This window comes from Streptomyces sp. NPDC005374 (genome assembly GCF_042872225.1).
In the GTDB taxonomy this organism is placed as follows: Bacteria; Actinomycetota; Actinomycetes; order Streptomycetales; family Streptomycetaceae; genus Streptomyces.
On sequence record NZ_JBIAKA010000012.1, the window covers coordinates 23,208 to 43,678 of the forward strand.

20 protein-coding genes are annotated in these 20,471 nt (G+C 71.3%); 11 read left to right on the top strand and 9 right to left on the bottom strand.

Annotated elements, in window-relative coordinates; all coding sequences use genetic code 11:
- Positions 1 to 139 precede the first annotated feature (139 nt).
- Complete coding sequence (locus ACFYRX_RS28835; RefSeq protein WP_389105617.1) at positions 140 to 916, bottom strand: IclR family transcriptional regulator; 777 nt, start codon at positions 914 to 916, stop codon at positions 140 to 142.
- Positions 917 to 1,186: 270 nt separating this feature from the next.
- Between ACFYRX_RS28835 and ACFYRX_RS28840 the strand changes: the two genes are divergently transcribed.
- Both ACFYRX_RS28840 and ACFYRX_RS28845 read left to right on the top strand, forming a co-directional pair.
- Positions 1,187 to 2,974 carry a bifunctional sugar phosphate isomerase/epimerase/4-hydroxyphenylpyruvate dioxygenase family protein gene (locus tag ACFYRX_RS28840; protein ID WP_389105620.1) on the top strand — a complete coding sequence of 596 codons (1,788 nt, stop codon included), beginning with the start codon at positions 1,187 to 1,189 and terminating at the stop codon, positions 2,972 to 2,974.
- 82 nt (positions 2,975 to 3,056) lie between these two features.
- Positions 3,057 to 3,962, top strand: coding sequence for an aldo/keto reductase (locus ACFYRX_RS28845; RefSeq protein WP_389105623.1), 906 nt, complete (start codon positions 3,057 to 3,059; stop codon positions 3,960 to 3,962).
- A 4-nt stretch (positions 3,963 to 3,966) separates the two neighbouring features.
- Here ACFYRX_RS28845 and ACFYRX_RS28850 read toward each other — a convergent pair whose 3' ends face one another.
- The 3 genes from ACFYRX_RS28850 to ACFYRX_RS28860 all read right to left on the bottom strand — a co-directional run bounded on the left by ACFYRX_RS28850 (position 3,967) and on the right by ACFYRX_RS28860 (position 5,775).
- Positions 3,967 to 4,422 (bottom strand): pyridoxamine 5'-phosphate oxidase family protein, encoded by a 456-nt coding sequence (locus ACFYRX_RS28850; protein WP_389105626.1) that lies wholly within the window; start codon positions 4,420 to 4,422, stop codon positions 3,967 to 3,969.
- A gap of 179 nt (positions 4,423 to 4,601) precedes the next feature.
- The gene (locus tag ACFYRX_RS28855; protein ID WP_389105628.1) at positions 4,602 to 5,012 is read right to left on the bottom strand and encodes a hypothetical protein; all 411 of its coding nucleotides are present in this window, start codon (positions 5,010 to 5,012) and stop codon (positions 4,602 to 4,604) included.
- Between the two features lie 55 nt (positions 5,013 to 5,067).
- Positions 5,068 to 5,775, bottom strand: a complete 708-nt coding sequence (locus tag ACFYRX_RS28860) for a dienelactone hydrolase family protein (protein WP_389105630.1) — start codon at positions 5,773 to 5,775, stop codon at positions 5,068 to 5,070.
- Positions 5,776 to 5,955: 180 nt separating this feature from the next.
- Here ACFYRX_RS28860 and ACFYRX_RS28865 point away from each other — a divergent pair, with 180 nt between their 5' ends.
- Both ACFYRX_RS28865 and ACFYRX_RS28870 read left to right on the top strand, forming a co-directional pair.
- Complete coding sequence (locus tag ACFYRX_RS28865; RefSeq protein WP_389105632.1) at positions 5,956 to 6,348, top strand: VOC family protein; 393 nt, start codon at positions 5,956 to 5,958, stop codon at positions 6,346 to 6,348.
- A gap of 36 nt (positions 6,349 to 6,384) precedes the next feature.
- Positions 6,385 to 7,458 (top strand): adenosine deaminase, encoded by a 1,074-nt coding sequence (locus ACFYRX_RS28870; protein ID WP_389105635.1) that lies wholly within the window; start codon positions 6,385 to 6,387, stop codon positions 7,456 to 7,458.
- Here ACFYRX_RS28870 and ACFYRX_RS28875 read toward each other — a convergent pair.
- From ACFYRX_RS28875 to ACFYRX_RS28885, 3 genes are all read right to left on the bottom strand, one after another.
- On the bottom strand, positions 7,446 to 7,955 hold the full coding sequence (locus ACFYRX_RS28875) for a DinB family protein (protein WP_389105637.1): 510 nt from the start codon (positions 7,953 to 7,955) through the stop codon (positions 7,446 to 7,448). The two genes, ACFYRX_RS28870 and ACFYRX_RS28875, sit on opposite strands and share 13 nt — an antisense overlap.
- Before the next feature lie 561 nt (positions 7,956 to 8,516).
- Complete coding sequence (locus ACFYRX_RS28880) at positions 8,517 to 10,022, bottom strand: carotenoid oxygenase family protein (RefSeq protein ID WP_389105640.1); 1,506 nt, start codon at positions 10,020 to 10,022, stop codon at positions 8,517 to 8,519.
- Positions 10,023 to 10,149: 127 nt separating this feature from the next.
- Entirely contained in the window at positions 10,150 to 11,028 is an 879-nt protein-coding gene (locus ACFYRX_RS28885; RefSeq protein WP_389105641.1) for a LysR substrate-binding domain-containing protein, read from the bottom strand.
- Positions 11,029 to 11,152: 124 nt separating this feature from the next.
- On the opposite strand from ACFYRX_RS28885, the gene mgrA reads away from it, so the two are divergent.
- The 3 genes from mgrA to ACFYRX_RS28900 all read left to right on the top strand — a co-directional run bounded on the left by mgrA (position 11,153) and on the right by ACFYRX_RS28900 (position 15,017).
- Positions 11,153 to 12,148: an L-glyceraldehyde 3-phosphate reductase gene (mgrA, locus tag ACFYRX_RS28890; RefSeq protein ID WP_389105644.1), complete on the top strand. Its 996-nt coding sequence runs from the start codon at positions 11,153 to 11,155 to the stop codon at positions 12,146 to 12,148.
- A 146-nt stretch (positions 12,149 to 12,294) separates the two neighbouring features.
- Entirely contained in the window at positions 12,295 to 13,563 is a 1,269-nt protein-coding gene (locus ACFYRX_RS28895) for an aspartate aminotransferase family protein (protein ID WP_389105647.1), read from the top strand.
- Between the two features lie 2 nt (positions 13,564 to 13,565).
- Positions 13,566 to 15,017, top strand: coding sequence for an NAD-dependent succinate-semialdehyde dehydrogenase (locus ACFYRX_RS28900; protein ID WP_389106263.1), 1,452 nt, complete (start codon positions 13,566 to 13,568; stop codon positions 15,015 to 15,017).
- Between the two features lie 31 nt (positions 15,018 to 15,048).
- Here the strand turns inward: ACFYRX_RS28900 and ACFYRX_RS28905 are convergent, their stop codons facing one another.
- A complete protein-coding gene (locus ACFYRX_RS28905; RefSeq protein ID WP_389105650.1) occupies positions 15,049 to 15,333 on the bottom strand; it encodes a DUF1905 domain-containing protein in 285 nt (94 codons plus the stop codon).
- Positions 15,334 to 15,403: 70 nt separating this feature from the next.
- Positions 15,404 to 15,787 carry a nuclear transport factor 2 family protein gene (locus tag ACFYRX_RS28910; protein WP_389105651.1) on the bottom strand — a complete coding sequence of 128 codons (384 nt, stop codon included), beginning with the start codon at positions 15,785 to 15,787 and terminating at the stop codon, positions 15,404 to 15,406.
- A 330-nt stretch (positions 15,788 to 16,117) separates the two neighbouring features.
- Between ACFYRX_RS28910 and ACFYRX_RS28915 the strand changes: the two genes are divergently transcribed.
- From ACFYRX_RS28915 to ACFYRX_RS28930, 4 genes are all read left to right on the top strand, one after another.
- Entirely contained in the window at positions 16,118 to 16,528 is a 411-nt protein-coding gene (locus ACFYRX_RS28915) for a hypothetical protein (RefSeq protein WP_389105654.1), read from the top strand.
- Between the two features lie 67 nt (positions 16,529 to 16,595).
- Positions 16,596 to 18,929: an FHA domain-containing protein gene (locus tag ACFYRX_RS28920; RefSeq protein ID WP_389105657.1), complete on the top strand. Its 2,334-nt coding sequence runs from the start codon at positions 16,596 to 16,598 to the stop codon at positions 18,927 to 18,929.
- Positions 18,930 to 18,935: 6 nt separating this feature from the next.
- A complete protein-coding gene (locus ACFYRX_RS28925; RefSeq protein ID WP_389105660.1) occupies positions 18,936 to 19,481 on the top strand; it encodes a hypothetical protein in 546 nt (181 codons plus the stop codon).
- Positions 19,471 to 20,448: a serine/threonine-protein kinase gene (locus ACFYRX_RS28930; protein WP_389105662.1), complete on the top strand. Its 978-nt coding sequence runs from the start codon at positions 19,471 to 19,473 to the stop codon at positions 20,446 to 20,448. Before ACFYRX_RS28925 ends, ACFYRX_RS28930 begins: the two co-directional genes overlap by 11 nt.
- Positions 20,449 to 20,471: the final 23 nt, after the last annotated feature.

Sequence of the window (20,471 nt, forward strand, 5' to 3'; positions counted from 1 at the left end):
TGTGGGAGCGCGATGTGGGAGCGCTCCCAAGGCAGGCCAGATGGATGATAGGAGCCCCACGGGAAGCGTCAATACCTCGCGCACCGCCCGGTTTTTCACCCGCCCCGGTGCGCAGGAGCCCCCTGAGGGGTCCCTCGGCTCAGATGCTGCTGCTCAGCGGGTGGCTGAAGCCCTGGCCGGAGATGAGGCGGGCGCCCTCGGCGAGTTCCGTGGCGAAACGTTCGACGGCCTCGTAGGGGAAGCGGTGGCTGGGGCCGCTGAGTGAGAGGGAGGCGACCACCTCGCCGGTGCGGCCGGTGACCGGCACCGCCACGGCGGTGAGCCCCTCGTCCCACTCGCTGCTGCTGACGGCGTATCCCCGTTCGGACGCCTCCAGGGCCCGGGCCCGCAGCTGCTCGACATGGCCTTCGCCCTGCGGTGAGGCGGCGGCGACCCTGTGCAGGAGGGCCTCGGAGGCATCCCGCAGCAGGACCTTCGAGGAGGCGCCGGCCCACAGGGGCTGCTCGTCACCGACGTCGACGACATGGCGCAGCGGGTGCGGGCTCTCCTCGTGGGCCACGCAGATGCGGTGGACACCCCGGGCGACGAAGAGGTTGACGGTCTCGCCGAGCCGGTCCGCGAGGTCGCGCATCACCTTCCGGGTCTCCTGCGGCACCTCCCACTGGCTGCGGGCGAGATGGGCCCAGCGCCACAGCGCGGGCCCCGCGGTGTAGCCGGAGGGGTGCGAGCCCAGCAGGCCGGTCTCCTCCAGGGTCTGCACCAGGCGCAGCACGGTCGTCTTCGCGAGCCCGGTCGCCTCGGTGATCTCCCGCAGGGTGACCACGGGCCGGTCCTCGCTGAGCAGGGTGAGGATGTCGAACGCCCGCCGCACACTGCGCACGCCCTCTCCCCCCGCCCGTGTCTGTTCCTCGCTCACGCACTGCCTTCCCGCTGCGTCCGCCCCGGCTCTCCGATGCGGCCGTCGACCATGATGCCTCGACGGTAGTCCGCTGCGTGGACCGAGGAAACCGCGACGTGCGGGGTGGCGGATCCGGCCCCGGCTGCCTGATGGGCCCGATGTGGCCCGGCCTCGAGGCTCTTCTGCCCGGCACGCCCTTGTTCGAGCTGTCCTCGCACTCTAGGCTGACCGCACAGCGGACCATGTGAGCCACCTAGCGGTCCGGAGTCGGTGTTCCAGGGAGCGAGCATGCGCAAGTCCATCGCCACCGTCTGCCTCAGCGGCACCCTCACCGAGAAGCTGACAGCCGCCTCACGGGCCGGCTTCGACGGCGTCGAGATCTTCGAGAACGACCTCCTCGCGAGCCCCCTCACGCCCGAGGAGATCGCCGCGCGCACGGCCGACCTGGGGCTGAGCATCGACCTGTACCAGCCGATGCGCGACATCGAGGCCGTCCCGGAGGAGGTCTTCACCCGCAACCTCCGGCGCGCCCGGCACAAGTTCGAGCTGATGCGCAGGCTCGGCGCCGACACCGTGCTCGTCTGCTCCAGCGTCTCGCCCCAGGCGGTCGACGACGACGCACTCGCCGCTGAGCAGCTGAGCCGACTCGCCGACCTGGCGCAGGAGTCCGGCATCCGGGTGGCGTACGAGGCGCTGGCGTGGGGGCGGCACATCAGCACCTACGACCACGCCTGGCGGGTCGTCGAGGCCGCCGGCCACTTTGCCCTCGGCACCTGTCTGGACAGCTTCCACATCCTCTCCCGGAGTTCTGGACCCGAGTACCTCAAGGGCATCGCGGACATCCCCGGCGACAAGATCTTCTTCCTCCAGCTCGCCGACGCCCCGCTGATGGCCATGGACGTCCTCCAGTGGAGCCGTCACTACCGCTGCTTCCCCGGCCAGGGCGGTTTCGACGTCGGAGGTTTCCTCCGGCACGTCCTGAACACGGGATACGCGGGACCCCTGTCCCTGGAGGTCTTCAACGACGTCTTCCGCCAGGCCGACGCGGGCCGCACCGCCCTGGACGGACTGCGCTCACTGCTCGCCCTCGAGGAGAACGCCGGAGTCTCCCCGCTGCCGGCCCCCGTGATCCCCTCCGGGGTCGCCTTCGCCGAACTCGTCACCAGCGACCCCGAGCCCATCGGTGAACTCCTCACGGCTGTCGGCTTCTCCCGCACGGCCCGCCATCACGGCAAGCCGGTCGACCTCTGGGAGCAGGGCGAGGCACGTGTCCTGGTGAACGCGGGCGCCGGCGGCCGTCGTACCGACACCACCCTGGCCGCCGTAGGCCTGGAGACGGCGGATCCGGCGGCCTCCGCACGCCGGGCGGAAGCGCTGCTCGCCCCCGCCCTGCCCAAGCGCCGCACCGCGCAGGACGTTCCGCTGGAGTCGATCGCCGCCCCGGACGGCTCCGAGGTCCTCTTCTGCGCCACCCGCCGACCCGAACTCCCCAGCTGGACCGACGACTTCGCCTACACATCCGAGAGTGGTCCGGCCGACGTCACGGCCATCGACCACCTCGCGCTCACCCAGCCGTGGCACCACTTCGACGAGTCGGTGCTCTTCCACCGCACCGTGCTGGGTCTCAGCCCGCACGACACCGTCGAACTCGCCGACCCCTACGGCCTCTTCCGCAGCCGCGCCCTGTCCGCCTCCTCCGAGGGGCCCCGACTGGTCCTCAACCTCGCGCCCAACCCCGAGGAAGGCGGCGAGATCAGGGCCCGGCACGTGGCGTTCGCCGTCGACGACATCGTCGCCGCGGTGCGCCGCTTCCGGGCGGCCGGGGCGGCGCTGCTGCAGGTTCCGGCCAACTACCACGACGATCTGGAGGCGCGGTTCGAGTTCCCGGAGGGGGAGTTGGAGACCTACCGGGAGCTGGGCATCCTCTACGACCGTGACGAGCGGGGCGGCGAGTTCCGCCACTGCTACACCGAGACGGTCGGCCATGTCTTCTTCGAGTTCGTGCAACGCTCCGGCGGCTACTCGGGGTTCGGCGCGGCCAACGCGCCCATCCGGCTGGCGGCACAGCGGAGGTGATCCGACGAACGGCAGGTGAGAGCCGTACGGGGGTTCGCGAAAAGGCCGCGGACGCGCGCCGGTGGTGTGTCATCATCCGCCGATGACCTCCGAAACGATCACCGCGGACGCGGCAGGCACCTGGACACTCGGCGATCTCACCGTCAACCGCATCGGCTTCGGCGCCATGCGGCTGACGGGCAGCGCGGCCTTCCACTTCGGTACCCCGAGCGACCGGCAGCGGTCGATGGCCGTGCTGCGCAGGGCAGTCGAGCTCGGCGTGAACCACATCGACACGGCCGCCTTCTACTTCTCCTCGCTGCGCTCCGCCAACGAGATCATCAACAGCGCGCTGTCCCCGTACCCCGACGACCTCGTCACCGTCGTGAAGGTGGGCCCCTTCCGCGACTACTCGGGGGAGTGGGCCACCCCGGCCCGACCCGAGGACCTGCGCGGCCATGTCGAGGAGAACCTCCGCCAGCTCGGCCGCGACCACCTTGACGTGGTCTACCTCCGACGGATGGGCCAGGACTCCGTCGCCGAGCACTTCGGGGCCCTGGCCGAACTACGTCAGGAGGGCCTGATCCGGCATCTCGGCGTCTCGGACGTCGAGCCCCGCCATCTCGCCGAGGCGCAGGCCATCGCGCCCGTGGTGTCCGTGCAGAACCGGTTCGGGCTGGGCTCCGCCAGTGCCGCCACCGAAGAGGTCCTGCGGATCTGCGGTGAACAGGGCATCGCCTTCGTGCCGTTCTTCGCCATCGCGGGCGGCGGCGGTGCCCGAGGCGCCACCACCGACCACGACGAGGCGGTCCTGTCCGTCGCGCGGGCGCACGACGCGACTCCCGCCCAGATCCGCCTCGCCTGGACCCTCGCTCAGGGCCCCCACGTCCTCGCCATCCCCGGCACCGGCAACCCCGACCATCTCGCCGAGAACATCGCGGCGGGCGCGATCCGGCTCACCGACGACGAACTGGACACACTCAACTCAGTCCATCAGAAAGCCGGTTGAGAGGTCACACGGCCCACACACCGTCCGTCATGAGGTGCCGCCCGCGCATCTCGTGGATGCCGTTGAGGGCCTGCACGGCGTGCGGGCGCACCTCGAAGAAGGCGTAGGACGCACTGTCCGCGCGTGGATCCCAGCCCGTCTTCGCCATGAAGGCGTCGATCGCGGCGGCCGGCACGTCCTGCCCGCCGTAGGTCCGCACATCTCCGTCGATGAGCACGACGTCCTGGGTGTCCCCGAACGCCAGCCGGGCACGCCCGCCGTCGCGCAGATTGCGGCCCGTGGGGTTGGTGATCCGCGTGGACAGCCAGACGGACCCGCCGTCCCAGACGAACCACAGCGCGACCAGGCACGGCAGCCCGTCGGCGTCCGCCGAGGCGACCCAGATGTCCGTCTCCCGCTCCAGACGGGCCAGTACGTCGCGCTTGCGCCGGTCGGCGGTACGGCTCTCGGTGATCTCCATGCCCGGGACGCTACCGGCGGCACCGCTCCGGTGCCTCGGTCCGGGGCCCTACGACTCCGGACCGAGACACCGGGGCACGGGAGGCCGGGGTCCTCACGTCCGGGTTGTGTCGGCAGGGCGGGTTCGGCACGCGGTCCCCCGTGAGAGGGGCCGGTCGCGATGCCGTGCCCCCGGCCGACCTACAGACCTGGATCGTGAACGCCGTCGGCGGGGAACACCGGACTCCCGTCCCCGCCCGTGAACGGAGGGTGCGACGGCACGTGCCCGAGTGCCTGCCATACGGCATGCGCGGCGGCGAACTTCACATCGCCCGGACCGGTGTCCGCCGGAGCGACGACGACTGCCGTGATCTCCACCAGGAGGTCACCCGCGTGCTCCGGCAGACGCCTCAGCGCATACCAGGCACCCTCGCGCGCCTCAGCCTCCGAATCGACGTTTAGTCCGCCGTCAACAGCTGCCGATCGACGCCGACCGAACACGTCTGCACCGATCACAACCTCGGCACGAGTCGCCGGGACCACGCGCACGCCGACCTCAGCGAAGCGCGCCCAGCGGTTCGTCTGGCGCCGCAGGCGATACGTGCTCTCCATGACGTGAGTCTGCCGTACCCTCCGGCAGGCTCAACTGCCGCCTTCGCAACAGGTCCTAGCCCAGCCGCTCGCGCAGGAAGGGCACCGTGCTCTCCCAGGCGCTGGTGGCGGACTCGGCGTCGTACACCGGGCGGCCGTCGTTGAAGAAGGCGTGGTTCGCCGGGTAGAGACGCAGGTCGGCGGTGATCCCGGACTGTTCCCTGATCGCCTCGCGCAGGCTGTCGAGGCTGTCCACCGGGATGGCCTCGTCGAGTTCGCCGTAGTGGCCGAGGATCTCCGCCTTGAGGCCGGAGAAGTCGGGCAGCTCGCCCTGGATGACCCCGTAGAACGGCACCGCGGCGCTCACGCGCTGGTCGGCCGCGGCCAGGTACAGCACGAAGCCGCCGCCCATGCAGAAGCCGACCGCGCCGACACTCCGCGAGGTGACCTCGGGCAGCGACAGCAGGTGGTCCACCGCGCCGGAGAGCAGCTCCACGCCCCGGGAGACGGGCAGCGCCTGCATCATCCGGTAGGCCTCGGCGTCCTCGTGCGCGACGTTGCCGCCGTACAGGTCGGGGGCCAGGGCGACGAAGCCCTCCGCCGCCAGCCGGTCGGCCACGTCGGCGATGTGGTCGGTGAGGCCCCACCACTCCTGGATGACGATGACGGCCGGGCCGCTCCCCGAGGGCGGCAGTGCCAGATAGCCGTGCGCGGTGGTGCCCCCGCTGGGGAAGGTGACGTTCTGGTGGGCGGGGGCTCCGGTCGACTTCGGCAGTTCGGTCATGGTGCTCGACTCCTGTACGGCAGTCCGGTGGTGGGGGCGCCGGAGCCGTGACCCCGGCGGTGATCACCAGCCTGTCACGCGGCGCGCGGCCCGGTCGTGGCGCCCCCGGGAAACCGGACTGGCGCCATGCAGGTTTTACGTATAACCTCTCCCGTCAACCACCCGTCCCGAGAGGTACCGATGAGACGCATCGCCCTGGTCACCCTCGTCGTCGACGACTACGACGAGGCGATCCGCTTCTACACCGAAGCTCTCGGTTTCCGTCTCGTCGAGGACGCGCCCCGCCCCGACGGCTCCCGCTGGGTCGTCGTACGGCCGGACGCCCGCGAAGGCGGCACCGACCTGCTGCTCGCCCGCGCCAAGGACGAGGCGCAGCGGGGCACCGTGGGGAACCAGACCGGCGGGCGCGTCGGCTTCTTCCTGCACACCGACGACTTCGCCCGCGACCACGCCCGGATGCTGTCCGCAGGCGTGACCTTCCTCGAGGAGCCGCGCCACGAGCCCTACGGCTCGGTCGCCGTCTTCCAGGACCTGTACGGAAACCGCTGGGACCTGCTCCAGCCCGCCGACTGACTCTCCCGCCTCCACTGTTCGAGAAAAGAACCAGCCATGACCGCTACGCGCGTAGACGCCGACCTGATCCGCCGCCTCCCCAAGGCCGTCCTGCACGACCATCTCGACGGCGGCCTGCGCCCGGCCACCGTGGTGGAACTCGCGCGGGAGATCGGCCACACCCTGCCCACCACCGACCCCGACGAGCTCGCCGCCTGGTACTTCGAGGCCGCCAACTCCGGTGACCTGGTGCGTTACATAGCCACCTTCGAGCACACCCTCGCCGTCATGCAGACGCGTGAGGGGCTGCTGCGCACGGCCGAGGAGTACGTCCTGGATCTGGCCGCCGATGGGGTCGTGTACGGCGAGGTGCGCTACGCCCCCGAGCTGAACACCAACGGCGAGCTGACCATGGCCGAGGTCGTCGAGACCGTCCAGGAAGGGCTCGCCGCCGGTATGGCCAAGGCCGCCGCCGCGGGCACCCCGGTCCGGGTCGGCACCCTGCTGTGCGGGATGCGGATGTTCGACCGGGTGGGCGAGGCCGCCGACCTGGCCGTCGCCTTCCGGGACGCCGGTGTCGTCGGCTTCGACATCGCCGGTGCCGAGGACGGGTTCCCGCCCGCCGACCACCTGGCCGCCTTCGAACTCCTGCGCCGCGAGAACGTGCCGTTCACCATCCACGCCGGTGAGGCCCACGGCCTGCCCAGCATCCACCAGGCCGTGCAGGTGTGCGGCGCCCAGCGCATCGGCCACGGTGTGCGCATCACCGACGACATCCCCGACCTCGCGGGCGGCAAGCTCGGCCGGCTCGCGGGCTGGGTGCGGGACCGGCGCATCGCCCTGGAGATGTGCCCGACGTCCAACCTCCAGACCGGCGCGGCCACCTCGATCGCCGAGCACCCCATCACGGCCCTGAAGGACCTGGGCTTCCGGGTCACCCTCAACACCGACAACCGGCTGGTGTCGGGCACGACGATGACCCGGGAGATGTCCCTGCTGGTCGAGGAGGCGGACTGGACCCTCGAGGACCTGCGCACCGTCACGGTGAACGCCCTCAAGAGCGCGTTCATCCCCTTCGACGAGCGCAAGGCCCTCATCGAGGACGTCGTCCTGCCCGGCTACGCGCTCTGAAGCAGCCCCCGCAGATAGGCGGCCTGTCCGGCGTGCTGGAGATCGTCGGACAGGACGCTGACCAGCCGGACGCCCATCGTGACCGGCGGATCCCACCGTTCGTCCACGACCCGGTCCAGGTCCTGGGGCGCCAGTCCGCGCAGGGCGTCCAGGCTCTGGGCGTGCACGGCGTCGTAGTAGCCAGTCAACAGGTCGGCCGAGTCGACCCGTACCTGGGCGACCTGCGCGGAGGTGTGGCCGTACCCGATGTCGCGCGGCTTCAGGACGAGACCGAAGCGCTTCTCCCAGTCCTGCGTCAGCCAGACCTGGTCGAGGCCGAAGGCACCGGCCACGTGGTCGTCCTGGACACGGGTGAGATGCCAGACCAGCCAGGCGACGGAGTTGGCGTCGGGGCCGGGGCGGTGGTGGAGGTCGTCGAGGGTCAGGCCCTCGACCGCGGCGTGGACCTCTTCCTGGATGCGGTTGAAACCGTCGATGAGGATGTCCTTTGCATGCATGACGTCCACCCTCGCGCATCGCGCCGCGTCACGCGCCGGGAATTCTGCGCCCGCGTCATGCGCCGGGACCGCGGCTTTCGCGTCCCGCGTCGGGACTGCGGCTTGCGTGACTCGAGTCGGGGCCCTGGCTCCGTGTCATGTGCCGGGACTCCGGCTGTCGTGTCATGCGTCGGGAATGCGGCTTGCGTGTCACGCGTCGGGATTCCAGCTTCCCTGTCCCGCCCAGGGGCCCTGGCTCCGTGTCATGTGCCGGGGTTCCAGCTTCCGCGTCTCGCTTCGGGATTCCAGCTTGCGTGCCACGCGTCGGGGGCCCGGCCCCGCGTCCCGCGTCGGGACTGCAGCTTTCGCGTCATGCGCGCGCATTCCAGCTTCCCTGCCCCTCCCCGGGGTCCCGGCTCCGCGTCACGCGCCGGGATTCCGGCTCTCGCGTCATGCGCGCGGACTCCCGCTTCCCTGGCATGCCCCGGGGGGTCTGGCTCCGCGTCCCGCCCCGGGACCCCCGTTCCGCGTCACGCTCCGGACCTTGGCCCCACTTCATGCGCCGAGCATCCGGCCCCCGCGTCACGCGTCGGGGATCCAGCTTCCGTGGAAGCCCAGCGGGACCCGTCCCGGTAGATGGATCCTGGCCACCGGCTCGGCTGTGAAGTCCTGGGCCGCGAGGATCACCAGGTCCGAGGCCCCGCGATCGGGGTTGTGCACATAGGAGATCGCGTACCCGTCGTCCTCGGCGGCCCTGTCGTCGCAGGGGTCGGACGGTACGAACACGGCCTCGCTCGCCGCCGCGCCCCGGGGCAGCCGGTGCACCTGCGAGGTGCCGCGCAGCAGGTCGTGCTTGATGAGCGCGTTGCTGAACGCCCGGTCGGGCGGCGGATTGCCGTCGACCGCCTGATAGGCCACCGCCATCTCCGCGGACGCCGCCGAGTAGCCGTAGCGGTGCCGGCGGGACACCAACGCCTCGTTGACGCGTGGGAATTCCTGCGGGCGGTCGTCGAGGGTCCGGGTCCGCACCCGCCCCTGACGCAGGTCGATCGTCCAGCGATCCAGGCGGGGGGTGCCCGGCGAGTACGGCCCGCCCGACCCGTTGCCCGCCACGAGGAAGGGCGCGTCGAAGTTGGTCATGTCGACGACCAGGTCCGGGCCCTCCTCGTACGCGTTGAGGGTGTGCGAGTAGTACACCGGGTCGACCTCGAACCAGCGGACCGCACCCCCCGCCCGGGGCAGCACACCGACCCGTGCCGGATGCCGGTCGTTCCAGACGTACGGCACGATGTCGCCGCGCTCGGCGCCCGCCGGGTCGAAGGTGACCGGCATGTCGAGGATGATCACGTGGTGCTCGGTGAGCGCGAAGTCGTGGATCATCGGCGCGTCCGCCACCGGGATCCGGGTACTGCGCGAGACCCGGCCCGTCGGGTCCACGACCAGGTGCCGCACATGGTCCCAGGTCGGGTAGTAGGCGATCGCGTGCAGTTCGCCGGCGTGGACGTCGAACTTGGTGTGCGCGGTGAACGCGCCCTCCAGGGTGCCCCGGAAGTCGTACGTGCCCACGGTGTTCAGCTCGTCGTCCAGCTCGTACGGCAGCGGTCCGCTCTCCTGCAGCGCGAGGATCCGTCCGCGGTAGGGGATCACGTGGGTGTTGGACGGGAAGTCGTCCGGCGGTACGGGGCCCGGGTAGGGCTCGCCGAGCTTCTTCGCCACCTGCGAGGAGCGCACCCAGCGGTTGCGGTACCACTCGGCGCGGCCCTCGCGCAGCCGCACGCCGTGGACCATGCCGTCGCCGAGCATCCAGTGGTGGGCGCGCGGATCCTCCAGGCCCAGCACATTGGGGCCGTTGCGCAGATAGCGGCCGTTCAGCTCGCGAGGGATGCGGCCGGTGACCGGCAGGTCGAAGGCCGTCAGTTCCTCGGTGACGGGCTCGAAGGCGCCCTCCAGGAACGGGAAGTGACGCGTCGGCGTCGAGCGGGGCACCGCGGAGGCGGGTCCCGCGCCCACTCCCGTGCCGGCCAGTCCACCCGCGGCAGCGACCGCCGCCGCGCCGCGCAGTACGTTCCGTCGTGTGTGGTTCGTCATCTTCCCTGCTCCTGACCGAAGTTGTGTTTCGGGGACGGTCAAGAGTCTGTGGCGTGGCACGGCTTTGGTCAGGAGTGGTGGGACCCGTCCTGGGGGTGGTGTCAAACCCCCTGTTTCCCGTTGCTGTTCAGCTCTCCAGCAGAGCCATCAGCGCCCGCGCCGCCGGACTGGTCGCCTGCGGAGGCGGCAGCAGGGCGACGGTCTCGTACACGGCCTCGCCGGTGCCCTTGACGGGCAGGGCCGTCAGCGACGACCGCTTGTCCCGGAAGTGCTGCGGAACGACGGCCACGCCGAGGTTCTCGTCCACGAGATCGAGGAGGCTGTGCACGTCGTTGACCTCCAGCGCGACGTTGCGGCGCAGGCCCGCGGTGGCGAAGGCGGCGTCGGTGGTCCGGCGCGGGCCCCAGTCCGGATGGAAGTCGACGAAGACCTCGCCGCCCAGATCCTCCGGCGTCACGGCCGCGCCGGCGGCGGCGAGCCGGTGGCTGGGATGGCACAGCACTGTCATGGGCTCGCTCGACAGCGGTACGACGCGCAGCTGGTCGGTGTCCTCCTGCGCCGCCCGGACGGCGAAGGCCAGGTCCAGGCGCCCGGCCGCCACCTCCTCCGCGAGCGCGGCCGACCCCGCCTGACGCAGACAGATCTCGACATCCGGATGCTGCCGCCGGAACGCGGCGAGCAGCCCCGCCACGTGCAGCCCGGCGATGCACTGCTCGGACCCGAGCGCGAGCATCCCGCGCAGCACCCCCTGCACCGCGGCGACCGCCTCGTGCGCCGACCGCACCTGGGCGAGGATCCGCTCGGCCTCACCCAGCAGCGCCCGGCCCGCCGGGGTGAGCGTCACCCGGCGGGTGGTCCGCACGAACAGCGGGGTCTGCAGCTCCCGCTCCAGCGACCGGATGGACGCGGACAGTCCCGACTGCGACACGAGCAGCCGCTCGGCGGCTCGCGTGAAGTGCTGGTCCTCGGCGACCGCCACGAAGTGCTGGAGATGACGCAGTTCCATGATTGAGAAGCTTATCCGCTGAATTCCATCGGATTCTTCTGTTGGACCAATGCCCCCAGGTCGCGCGAGAGTGGGACCAGGTTCAACACCCTGGTCCCCCTGTGCCAACCCCTCTGGAGTCGCGTTGTACACCGCACACCCCGACCGCTACGCGGACATGCCGTACCGGCGCACCGGCCGCAGCGGCCTGAAGCTCCCCGCGATCTCGCTCGGCCTGTGGCACAACTTCGGTCCGGCGGACCGCACCGTCGAGACCCAGCGGGCCATCCTGCGCCGCGCCTTCGACCTCGGTGTCACCCACTTCGACCTCGCCAACAACTACGGCCCGCCGCCCGGCGCCGCCGAGTCCGCGTTCGGCGAGGCCCTCCAGGCCGACCTCGCGTCCTACCGCGACGAGCTGATCATCTCCACCAAGGCCGGCTACCTGATGTGGCCCGGCCCGTACGGCGAGTGGGGCTCCCGCAAGTACCTGCTGTCCTCGCTGGACCAGAGCCTCACCCGGATGGGCCTGGACTACGTCGACATCTTCTACTCGCACCGCCCCGACCCGGAGACTCCCCTGGAGGAGACGATGGGCGCCCTGCACACCGCGGTCCAGCAGGGCAAGGCGCTCTACGTCGGCATCTCGAACTACTCGGCCGAGCAGACCCGTGAGGCCGCCCGCATCCTCGGTGAGCTGGGCACCCCGCTCCTCATCCACCAGCCGCGCTACTCGATGCTGGACCGCCGCCCCGAGGACGGCGGCCTGCTGGACGCGCTGGACGAGCTCCAGGTCGGTTCCATCGTCTTCTCCCCGCTGGAGCAGGGCATGCTCACCGGCCGCTACCTCGACGGCATCCCCGAGGACTCCCGCGCCGCGAGCGACAGCCCCTTCCTGAACTCGGACGCCCTCACCGAGGACCTCGTCGGCCGGCTCCGCGAGCTGAACGACATCGCCAAGGGCCGCGGCCAGACCCTCGCGCAGATGGCCCTGGCCTGGGTCCTGCGCGGGGGCCGCGTCACCTCCGCCCTGGTCGGCGCGAGCAGCCCGCAGCAGATCGAGGACAGCGTCGGCACGATCGCCAACCTGGACTTCGACGCGGACGAACTGGCGAGGATCGACGCGATCGTCAAGGCGTGATCCGACGGGATCATGAGGGACACGGCAGTTGAGCGGACCGGGCATCGGCTTCAGGCCGGTGCCCGGCCCCGTTGACCCTGGTGCCCCCGTGGCCACAGGGTGAGAGGTGTCCCCCGCACCCTCACCCCCCGTGGGAGAGCTGCCGTATGACCCAACTGTCCGAGCACCTGCGCCAGGCCACCCCCGTCGTCGTCGAACGCGGTGAAGGTGTCCACCTCTACGGCGCCGACGGGCGCCGCTACCTGGACTTCACCGCGGGAATCGGCGTCACCAGCACCGGACACTGCCACCCCAAGGTCGTGGCCGCGGCCCAGGAACAGGTCGCCACCCTGATCCACGGCCAGTACACGACGGTCATGCACCGCCCCCTGCAACGCCTGACCGAAAGGCTCGGCACGGTCCTGCCGGAGGGCCTGGACAGCCTCTTCTTCGCCAACTCCGGCAGCGAGGCGGTCGAGGCCGCACTGCGGCTCGCCCGCCAGGCCACCGGCCGCCCCAACGCCGTCGTCTGCCACGGCGGCTTCCACGGCCGTACGGTCGCCGCCGCCTCGATGACCACCTCGGGCACCAAGGTCCGCACCGGGTTCGGCCCGCTGATGGGCGGGGTCGTCATCACCCCCTTCCCGCACGCCTTCCACTACGGCTGGGACGAGGAGACGGCGACCCGCTTCGCGCTGCGCGAGTTCGACCAACTGCTCCAGACCGTGTCCGACCCCGACGACACCGCCGCGATCTTCGTCGAACCGGTCCTCGGTGAGGGCGGTTACGTGCCCGCCAACACGGCCTTCCTGCAAGGGCTCCGTGAGCGCGCCGACCGGCACGGCATCCTGCTGGTCCTCGACGAGATCCAGACCGGCGTCGGCCGCACCGGCCGTTTCTGGGGCCATGAGCACTTCGACGTCCGCCCCGACATCCTCATCACCGCCAAGGGCCTGGCCAGCGGCTTCCCGCTGTCCGGCATCGCCGCGTCCGCCGAGCTCATGCGCAGGGCGAGGCCCGGCTCGCAGGGAGGCACCTACGGCGGCAACGCCGTCGCCTGCGCGGCCGCCCTCGCCACGCTCGACGTGGTCGAGGAGGAGGGCCTGGTCGCCAACGCGGCCGCCATGGGCGCCCGGCTGCGCACCGGCCTCGAGGAGGTCGCCGCGAAGACCCCGGCCATTGGGGACGTCCGCGGCCTCGGGCTGATGCTGGCGAGCGAGTTCGTCACGGAGACCGGTGAGCCCGACCCCGCGACGGCGTCCCGGGTGCTGGCGGCTGCCGTGGAGGAGGGGCTGCTCCTGCTGCCCTGCGGACCGTGGGGGAACGTCGTGCGCATGATCCCGCCGCTCATCGTCGACGCGGCCGGGATCGACGAGGGGCTGCGTGCCTGGTCGGTGGCGGTCGCCGCGGCCACGACGACCGGAGGCGCCTCGTGACGATGGTCGTCGACTCCGTCCCCAAACAGCTCTTCATCCAAGGCAATTGGGAGGACGCCGCCGAAGGCGCGCGCTTCCCCGTGGACGACCCCGCGACCGGCGAGCGGCTGTGCGAGGTCGCCGACGCCTCGCCCGCCGACGGACAGCGCGCCCTCGACGCGGCCGTCGGGGCGCAGAAGGCATGGGCGGCCACCGCACCCCGCGAACGCAGCGAAATCCTGCGCCGCGCCTACGAGATCCTCCTCGACCGGCGCGAGGACCTGGCCCTCCTGATGACCCTGGAGATGGGCAAACCCCTCGCGGAGGCACGCGGCGAGGTCGCCTACGCGGCCGAGTTCTTCCGCTGGTTCTCCGAGGAGGCCGTACGCATCGACGGCGGTCTGACCCGTACCCCCGACGGCGCCAACCGGATCCTGGTCATGCGCCAGCCGGTCGGCCCCTGTCTGCTGATCACGCCGTGGAACTTCCCGCTCGCCATGGGCACCCGCAAGATCGGCCCCGCGGTCGCGGCCGGCTGCACGATGGTCCTCAAGCCCGCACCGCAGACCCCGCTGTCCACCCTCGCCCTCGCCGCAGTCCTGAAGGAGGCCGGGCTGCCGGACGGCGTGCTCAACGTCGTGCCCACCACGGACGCCGCCGCGGTGGTCGAGCCCCTGCTGCGGGGCGGGCAGGTGCGCAAGCTGTCCTTCACGGGGTCCACGCAGGTGGGACGGCTGCTGCTCGCCCAGTGCGCCGAAACCGTCGTACGGACCTCGATGGAGCTGGGCGGGAACGCGCCGTTCATCGTGTTCGAGGACGCCGACCTGGACCGGGCGGTCGAAGGGGCGATGGTCGCGAAGATGCGGAACATGGGCGAGGCGTGCACCGCCGCGAACCGCTTCTTCGTCCACCGGTCGGTCGCCGGCACCTTCGCCTCGCGGCTCGCCGAGCGCATGGCGGCGCTCACCGTCGGCCCCGGCACCGAACCCGCCAGCCAGGTGGGCCCGTTGATCGACGCCGCCGGGCGCGCCAAGGCCGACGGTCTGGTCCAGGACGCCGTCGGGCGCGGGGCCGAGGTGATCACCGGGGGCGAAGTCCCGGACGGGCCCGGCCACTTCTACCCGCCGACCGTCATCACCGGGGTCCGCCCGGAGTCGGAGCTGATGCGGGCGGAGATCTTCGGGCCGGTCGCCGCAGTCCTGACCTTCGACACCGAGGAGGAGGTCGTGGCCGCCGCCAACGACACCGAGTGGGGCCTGGTCGGCTATCTGTTCACCCAGGACCTCGACCGTGCCCTGCGGGTGGGGGAGCGGCTGGAGACCGGCATGGTCGGCATCAACACCGGCCTGGTCTCCAACCCGGCGGCCCCCTTCGGCGGTGTCAAGCAGTCCGGCCTCGGCCGCGAGGGCGGACGCGTCGGCATCGACGAGTTCCTGGAGTACAAGTACCTCGCCATTCCCGTCGTGGAGGCGTGAGTGCTCCGCTCCGGGGCCGTGCCGCCGCGGGTCAGCCGGTCCGCTCCTCGATCCGCACGGTCACCGTGTCCCCGGCCTCCTTCCCGATGGCCTTCCTGACCTCGGCCTTCACGGGAAGCATGTGGGTGCCGTCCCCGAGGGCCATGAAGGAGCTCTGGAAGGGGTGTCCGTCGATCGTCCCGCGGACCTTCACCAGTCCGCGGGTGCCGAAGAACTGGACGGAGCCGGGCCAGCGGACACAGGTCCAGCTGCCCTTCTCCGGGCTCTTGCTCAGGACCGCGGTGAACCGCGCGTCCACCTTGCCGGTGGTGGTCATGATGTTCTCCCTCGTCGGTGGCTTCCCTTCAAGAGACCACCGGCGAGGGGAGAACTCATCGCGGTCGGCCTCAGAGGCCGGCGGGGACCCGGTCCAGGAATCCGAGGACGGCCCTGATCCTGCCGTCGTCGTCCAGCGTGATCACGTCGGATCCGGCGACGGGCGCCGAACCGTCGGCCTCGCTCACCAGCTCCCAGGAGAACCGCGCGGTGTCGTGGTGCCCCTCGACGGCGCCGGTCAGCCGGAAGGCGAATCCGGGGAACTGCTCGTGGGCCGCCGCGATCACCGCGACGATCTGCTCGTGGCCGGTCACGTCGGCGAGGGGGTCGGTGTATCCGCCGCCCGCAGCCCAGGCGGCCGCCACGGCTTTGGCGCGTGCTTCCGGCTCCCGTGCGTTCCAGGCTTCGAAGTACCGGGCGACGGAATTCTCGTAACGGTCCGTGTGCGCGGGCATGGGCGATCAGCCTCCATCGAGGTCGTCTGTGCTGGTGGGACCTGGTGACACCACCCTGCCCGCGCGGCCCGGAACCGTCGATTACTTCTCGGGTAACGACGTTTGAGTGTGTACCCGTCAGATTTCGGCCAGGACGGGCGGCGAATATGCCAGGAGACTGGCCAAAAAGATGTGGTGACAGTGTTTCAGTAGTGAACATACTCGTCTGACAGGGCCTTCACATCCAGCGAAGGGCCCGTCACGTACAGCAGCGAGAGTCGCGCACCACATAGGAGCCGCACGGAGAACGAGACCCTGCCCACAGGGGAACGGCAAGCGGGGGAGTGGATCGTGCACGACGAATTCCTGTGTCATGTCACGGGGTACGGCACCTGCGACGGGCGGCGTATCGGTGTGCCCCTCGGAACCTATCGCGCACCCACCCTCGCCCTCGCTCTGTGGTGGTTACGGGACCGGGCCCTGTGGATCGCCGACCGACTGGACCCGCAGCCCGAGGCCGAGCACTTCCCGGCCGGAGCCCTCGCCCCGGTCGGCGACACCGTGCTCGACGTGCCCACCGTCATGCGGGCCTGGTGTGCGAACCCCGAGCAACAGGATCTGGTCGCCGACGAGTTGGCGGCCGGGAGACTGATCCGGATCGCCGTCCACGACGACACCACGGAGTACGAACTGCTCGCCGAATCCGTGGACGCGGTGCGCATGCACCGGACGGCCTCCACGCTCTTCACGCCCGTCGCCTGAGCGCGCACTGTCCGCCGGTCGAAGCCGCCACCGGGCGCCCAATGGGGTGAATCGGTAGAATTCTGGCATGGCGGAGCGACCGATCGCACCGACGGCGCCCGAGCTCGTCCTGGAGACCGACGCCGGCTCCACGGTGATGAGCCCGGGCCACGACTACCATGTCGGGCGCGACCCGCTGTGCGACATCGTCATCGACGACGCCCGGGTCTCCTGGCACCACGCGGTGCTGCGACCCGAGGCCGACCACTGGACCCTCGAGGACGAGAACAGCACCAACGGCACCTACGCCGACGGCCGCCGCGTCCACGAATGGGACGTCGGCCCCGGCAGCGTGATCCGCTTCGGCAGCGTCGCCGACGGCCCCTGCGCGGTCCTGCTGGGCCTGCCCACCACCGAACGCCCTTCCGCAGTCTCGATGCCCGGCCTGACCGGCACCTTCCGGCAGCCCACCGCCGTACGCCCGCTGCCCACCCGCACCGTCCGCATCGGCCGCGCCGACGACAACGACCTCGTCATCGACGACCTGGTCGTCTCCCGCCACCACGCCGAGCTGCGCGCCCTGTCCGACGGGACGTACGAGATCGCCGACCTCGGCAGCCACAACGGCACCTACCTCAACGGCCGGCCCGTGACCGGTGCCCCGATCGGCCCCGGCGACATCGTGGGCATCGGCCACTCGGCGTTCTGCCTGGTCGGCGACACACTCCAGGAGTACGTCGACACCGGCGAGGTCTCCCTCGACGTCCAGGACCTCACGGTCGCCGTCGACCACGGCCGCAAGACCCTGCTCGACCACGTGTCCTTCCCAGTGGGGGAGAAGTGCCTGCTCGCCGTCGTCGGCCCGAGCGGCGCCGGGAAGTCCACCCTCCTCAACGCCCTCACCGGCCAGCGCCCCGCCGACCACGGCACCGTCCTCTACGACGGCCGCGACCTGTACCGCGACTACGCCGAACTGCGCCAGCGCATCGGCCTGGTCCCGCAGGACGACATCCTGCACGCCCAGCTGACCGTCCGCAGCGCCCTGTCCTACGCCGCCGAACTGCGCTTCCCGCAGGACACCGCCAAGGCCGAGCGCCGCGAACGGGTCGACGAGGTCATCCGTGAACTCGGCCTGGAACAACGCGCGGGCCAGCCCGTGCACAGCCTGTCCGGCGGACAGCGCAAGCGCGTGAGCGTCGCCCTGGAACTGCTGACCAAACCGTCCCTGCTCTTCCTGGACGAACCGACCTCCGGCCTCGACCCCGGCATGGACCGCTCGGTGATGCACATGCTGCGCGGCCTCGCCGACGACGGCCGCACGGTCATCGTCGTCACCCACAGCGTCCTGAGCCTCGACGTCTGCGACCGCCTCCTCGTCCTCGCCCCCGGCGGCAGGATCGCCTACTACGGCCCGCCCGAGGACGCCCTCGCCTACTTCGGCTTCGAGCAGTGGCCCGAGGCCTTCGAGGCCTTCGAGCGGGACCAGGACCGGGACTGGGCCGGCGACTTCCGCGTCTCGTCCTTCCAGCACCAGTACGTCGCCGAGGCCACCGCACAGCCCCGCCTGCCACGCTCCGAGCCGGTCATCATCGCGCCCCCGCCCAGACCCCGCAGCCGTGGCGCCCAGCTCGGCACCCTGATCCGCCGCTACACCGCGGCCCTCGGCGCCGACCGCACCTTCCTCGCCATCATGATCGCCCTGCCCTTCGTGATGGGAGCCATGGCCCGGGCCCTCGCGGGCAGCCGCCTCACGCAGGAAACCGCGATGAACGCCCTGCTCATCCTGTGTGTCGGCGGCGTCCTCACCGGTGCCGCCAACGCCGTACGCGAACTCGTGAAGGAACGGGTCATCTACCAGCGGGAGCGAGCGGTCGGCCTGTCCAGATCGGCCTACCTGATGTCCAAGGTCGTCGTCCTGGGCGCGATCACCGTCGTACAGGCGGTGGTGCTGACCCTGGTCGCCCTGCTCGGCGTCGACCTCGACGCGCCCGGCGGCGAAGGCGTGCTCCTGCCGCCCCTCGCCGAGATCACCATCGCCGTCGCCCTGCTGGCGTTCACGGCGATGATGCTCGGCCTGCTGGTGTCCGCGCTGGTGCGCAAGGAGGAGGTGACGATGCCGCTGCTCGTGCTGCTCGCGATCGTCCAGGTCGTCTTCTGCGGGGCCCTGCTGAAGCTCGACGGCGTGCCCGGACTGGAGCAGCTGTCCTGGCTGGTGCCCTCGCGGTGGGCGCTCGGCGCGATGGCCGGCACCATCGGCCTCGCCCGGCTGGTGCCCGGCGATCTCACCGGCGACCCGCTGTTCAAGCACGCGACAGGCGTCTGGCTGCTGAACATCGGCATGCTCCTCGTCCTGTCCGTCCTCTTCGGATACGTCGTCTCCCGGCTGCTGCGCCGCCACGAACCCGCGGTCATGCGGAAGTAGGCGCCGATGACGACCCCCGGCTTCCGGCCCACCCACGTGGTCCCCGGGCCCGGCATGCCCGCCTGGGAAGCCCCCGACCCCGCCCGCCCCACCGTCCCCCTCGACCCGCTCCTCCCGGTCCAGCTCCTGGAGCGGCGCGGCGACTGGGCGCACGTCCTGTGCGCCAACGGCTGGTCGGCGTGGGTCGACGGCCGCCACCTGGTCGCCGTACCCGCGGACCCGCCCACCCCCGACAGCCCGCTCACCCGCACCGCCGACCCCCGCCCACTGCTTGCCCGCGCCGACGAGACCCTGGCCCGCTACCGGGCCGCCGTCGAGGAACTGGCAGGCGGCGGCCTCGACGGAGAAACCTTCCGCGGCCGCACACGGGGACTGCGGATCGGGGTGGTCGTCGACGGAGAACACGTGTGGCTGTACGACCCCCAGCACGGACGCTGGGTGTACGCGGACGGCACCCGCCTGAACACCTACGCCACCGACGACGCCCCCCGCGCCGCCGCCGACAGCCCCGGGCACGCCCCCACCCAGGTGGTGACCCCGGATGCCCCATGAGACAGGCCTCTTCTCCGGCCGTCCCTCAGAACTGGTCGGCAGACAGGTCGCGAGCTACCGCATCGAGCGCGAGATCGGCCGCGGCGGCATGGCCGTGGTCTACCGCGCCAGGGACCTGCGCCTGGACCGTACGGTCGCCCTGAAGCTGCTGGCCCCCGAACTCGTCCGCAACGACACCTTCCGCAACCGTTTCAGCCACGAGTCCCGGGTGGCCGCCGCCATCGACCATCCGCACATCGTCCCCGTCTTCGAGGCGGGCGAGACGGACGGCGTCCTGTACATCGCCATGCGGTACGTCGAGGGCAGCGACCTGCGCCATCTCCTGGACCGTCAGGGACCGTTGCCGCTCCCGACCGCCCTGCGGATCGCCGCCCAGGTCGCCTCCGCACTCGACGCGGCCCACGAACACGGGCTGGTCCACCGGGACGTGAAGCCCGGCAACATCCTGGTCGCCCGCGGCACCGACAGCGACCACCCCGAGCACACCTATCTCACCGACTTCGGCCTGACGAAGAAGTCCCTGTCGCTGACCGGGTTCACGACGGTCGGCCAGTTCGTGGGCACCCTCGACTACGTGGCACCCGAGCAGATCTCGGGCCGCCCCGTCGACGGCCGCTGCGACGTCTACGGCTTCGCCTGCGTGGTCTACGAGACCCTGACGGGCCACCCGCCCTTCCGCCGCGACGACGACATGGCTCTGCTGTGGGCCCACCAGTACGACGCCCCGCCGGCTCTCTCCCAGACCCGCCCCGGCCTCCCCGCGCAGCTCGACGCGGTCTTCGGCAAGGCCCTCGCCAAGAGCCCCGACGACCGCCACGACTCCTGCCTCGCCTTCGTCGCGGCCCTCCGCTCCGCGGTGACCGGCACCCACCCGCCGACGCAGGTCGCCCTCAGCGCCGCAGATCCGGAGGAGACCCGGCCGAAACCCCCGCCGCGCTGGGCCGAGCCGGTTGTCCGGGGCCGCTAGGGCGTGTTGCCAAAGTCCCGTCG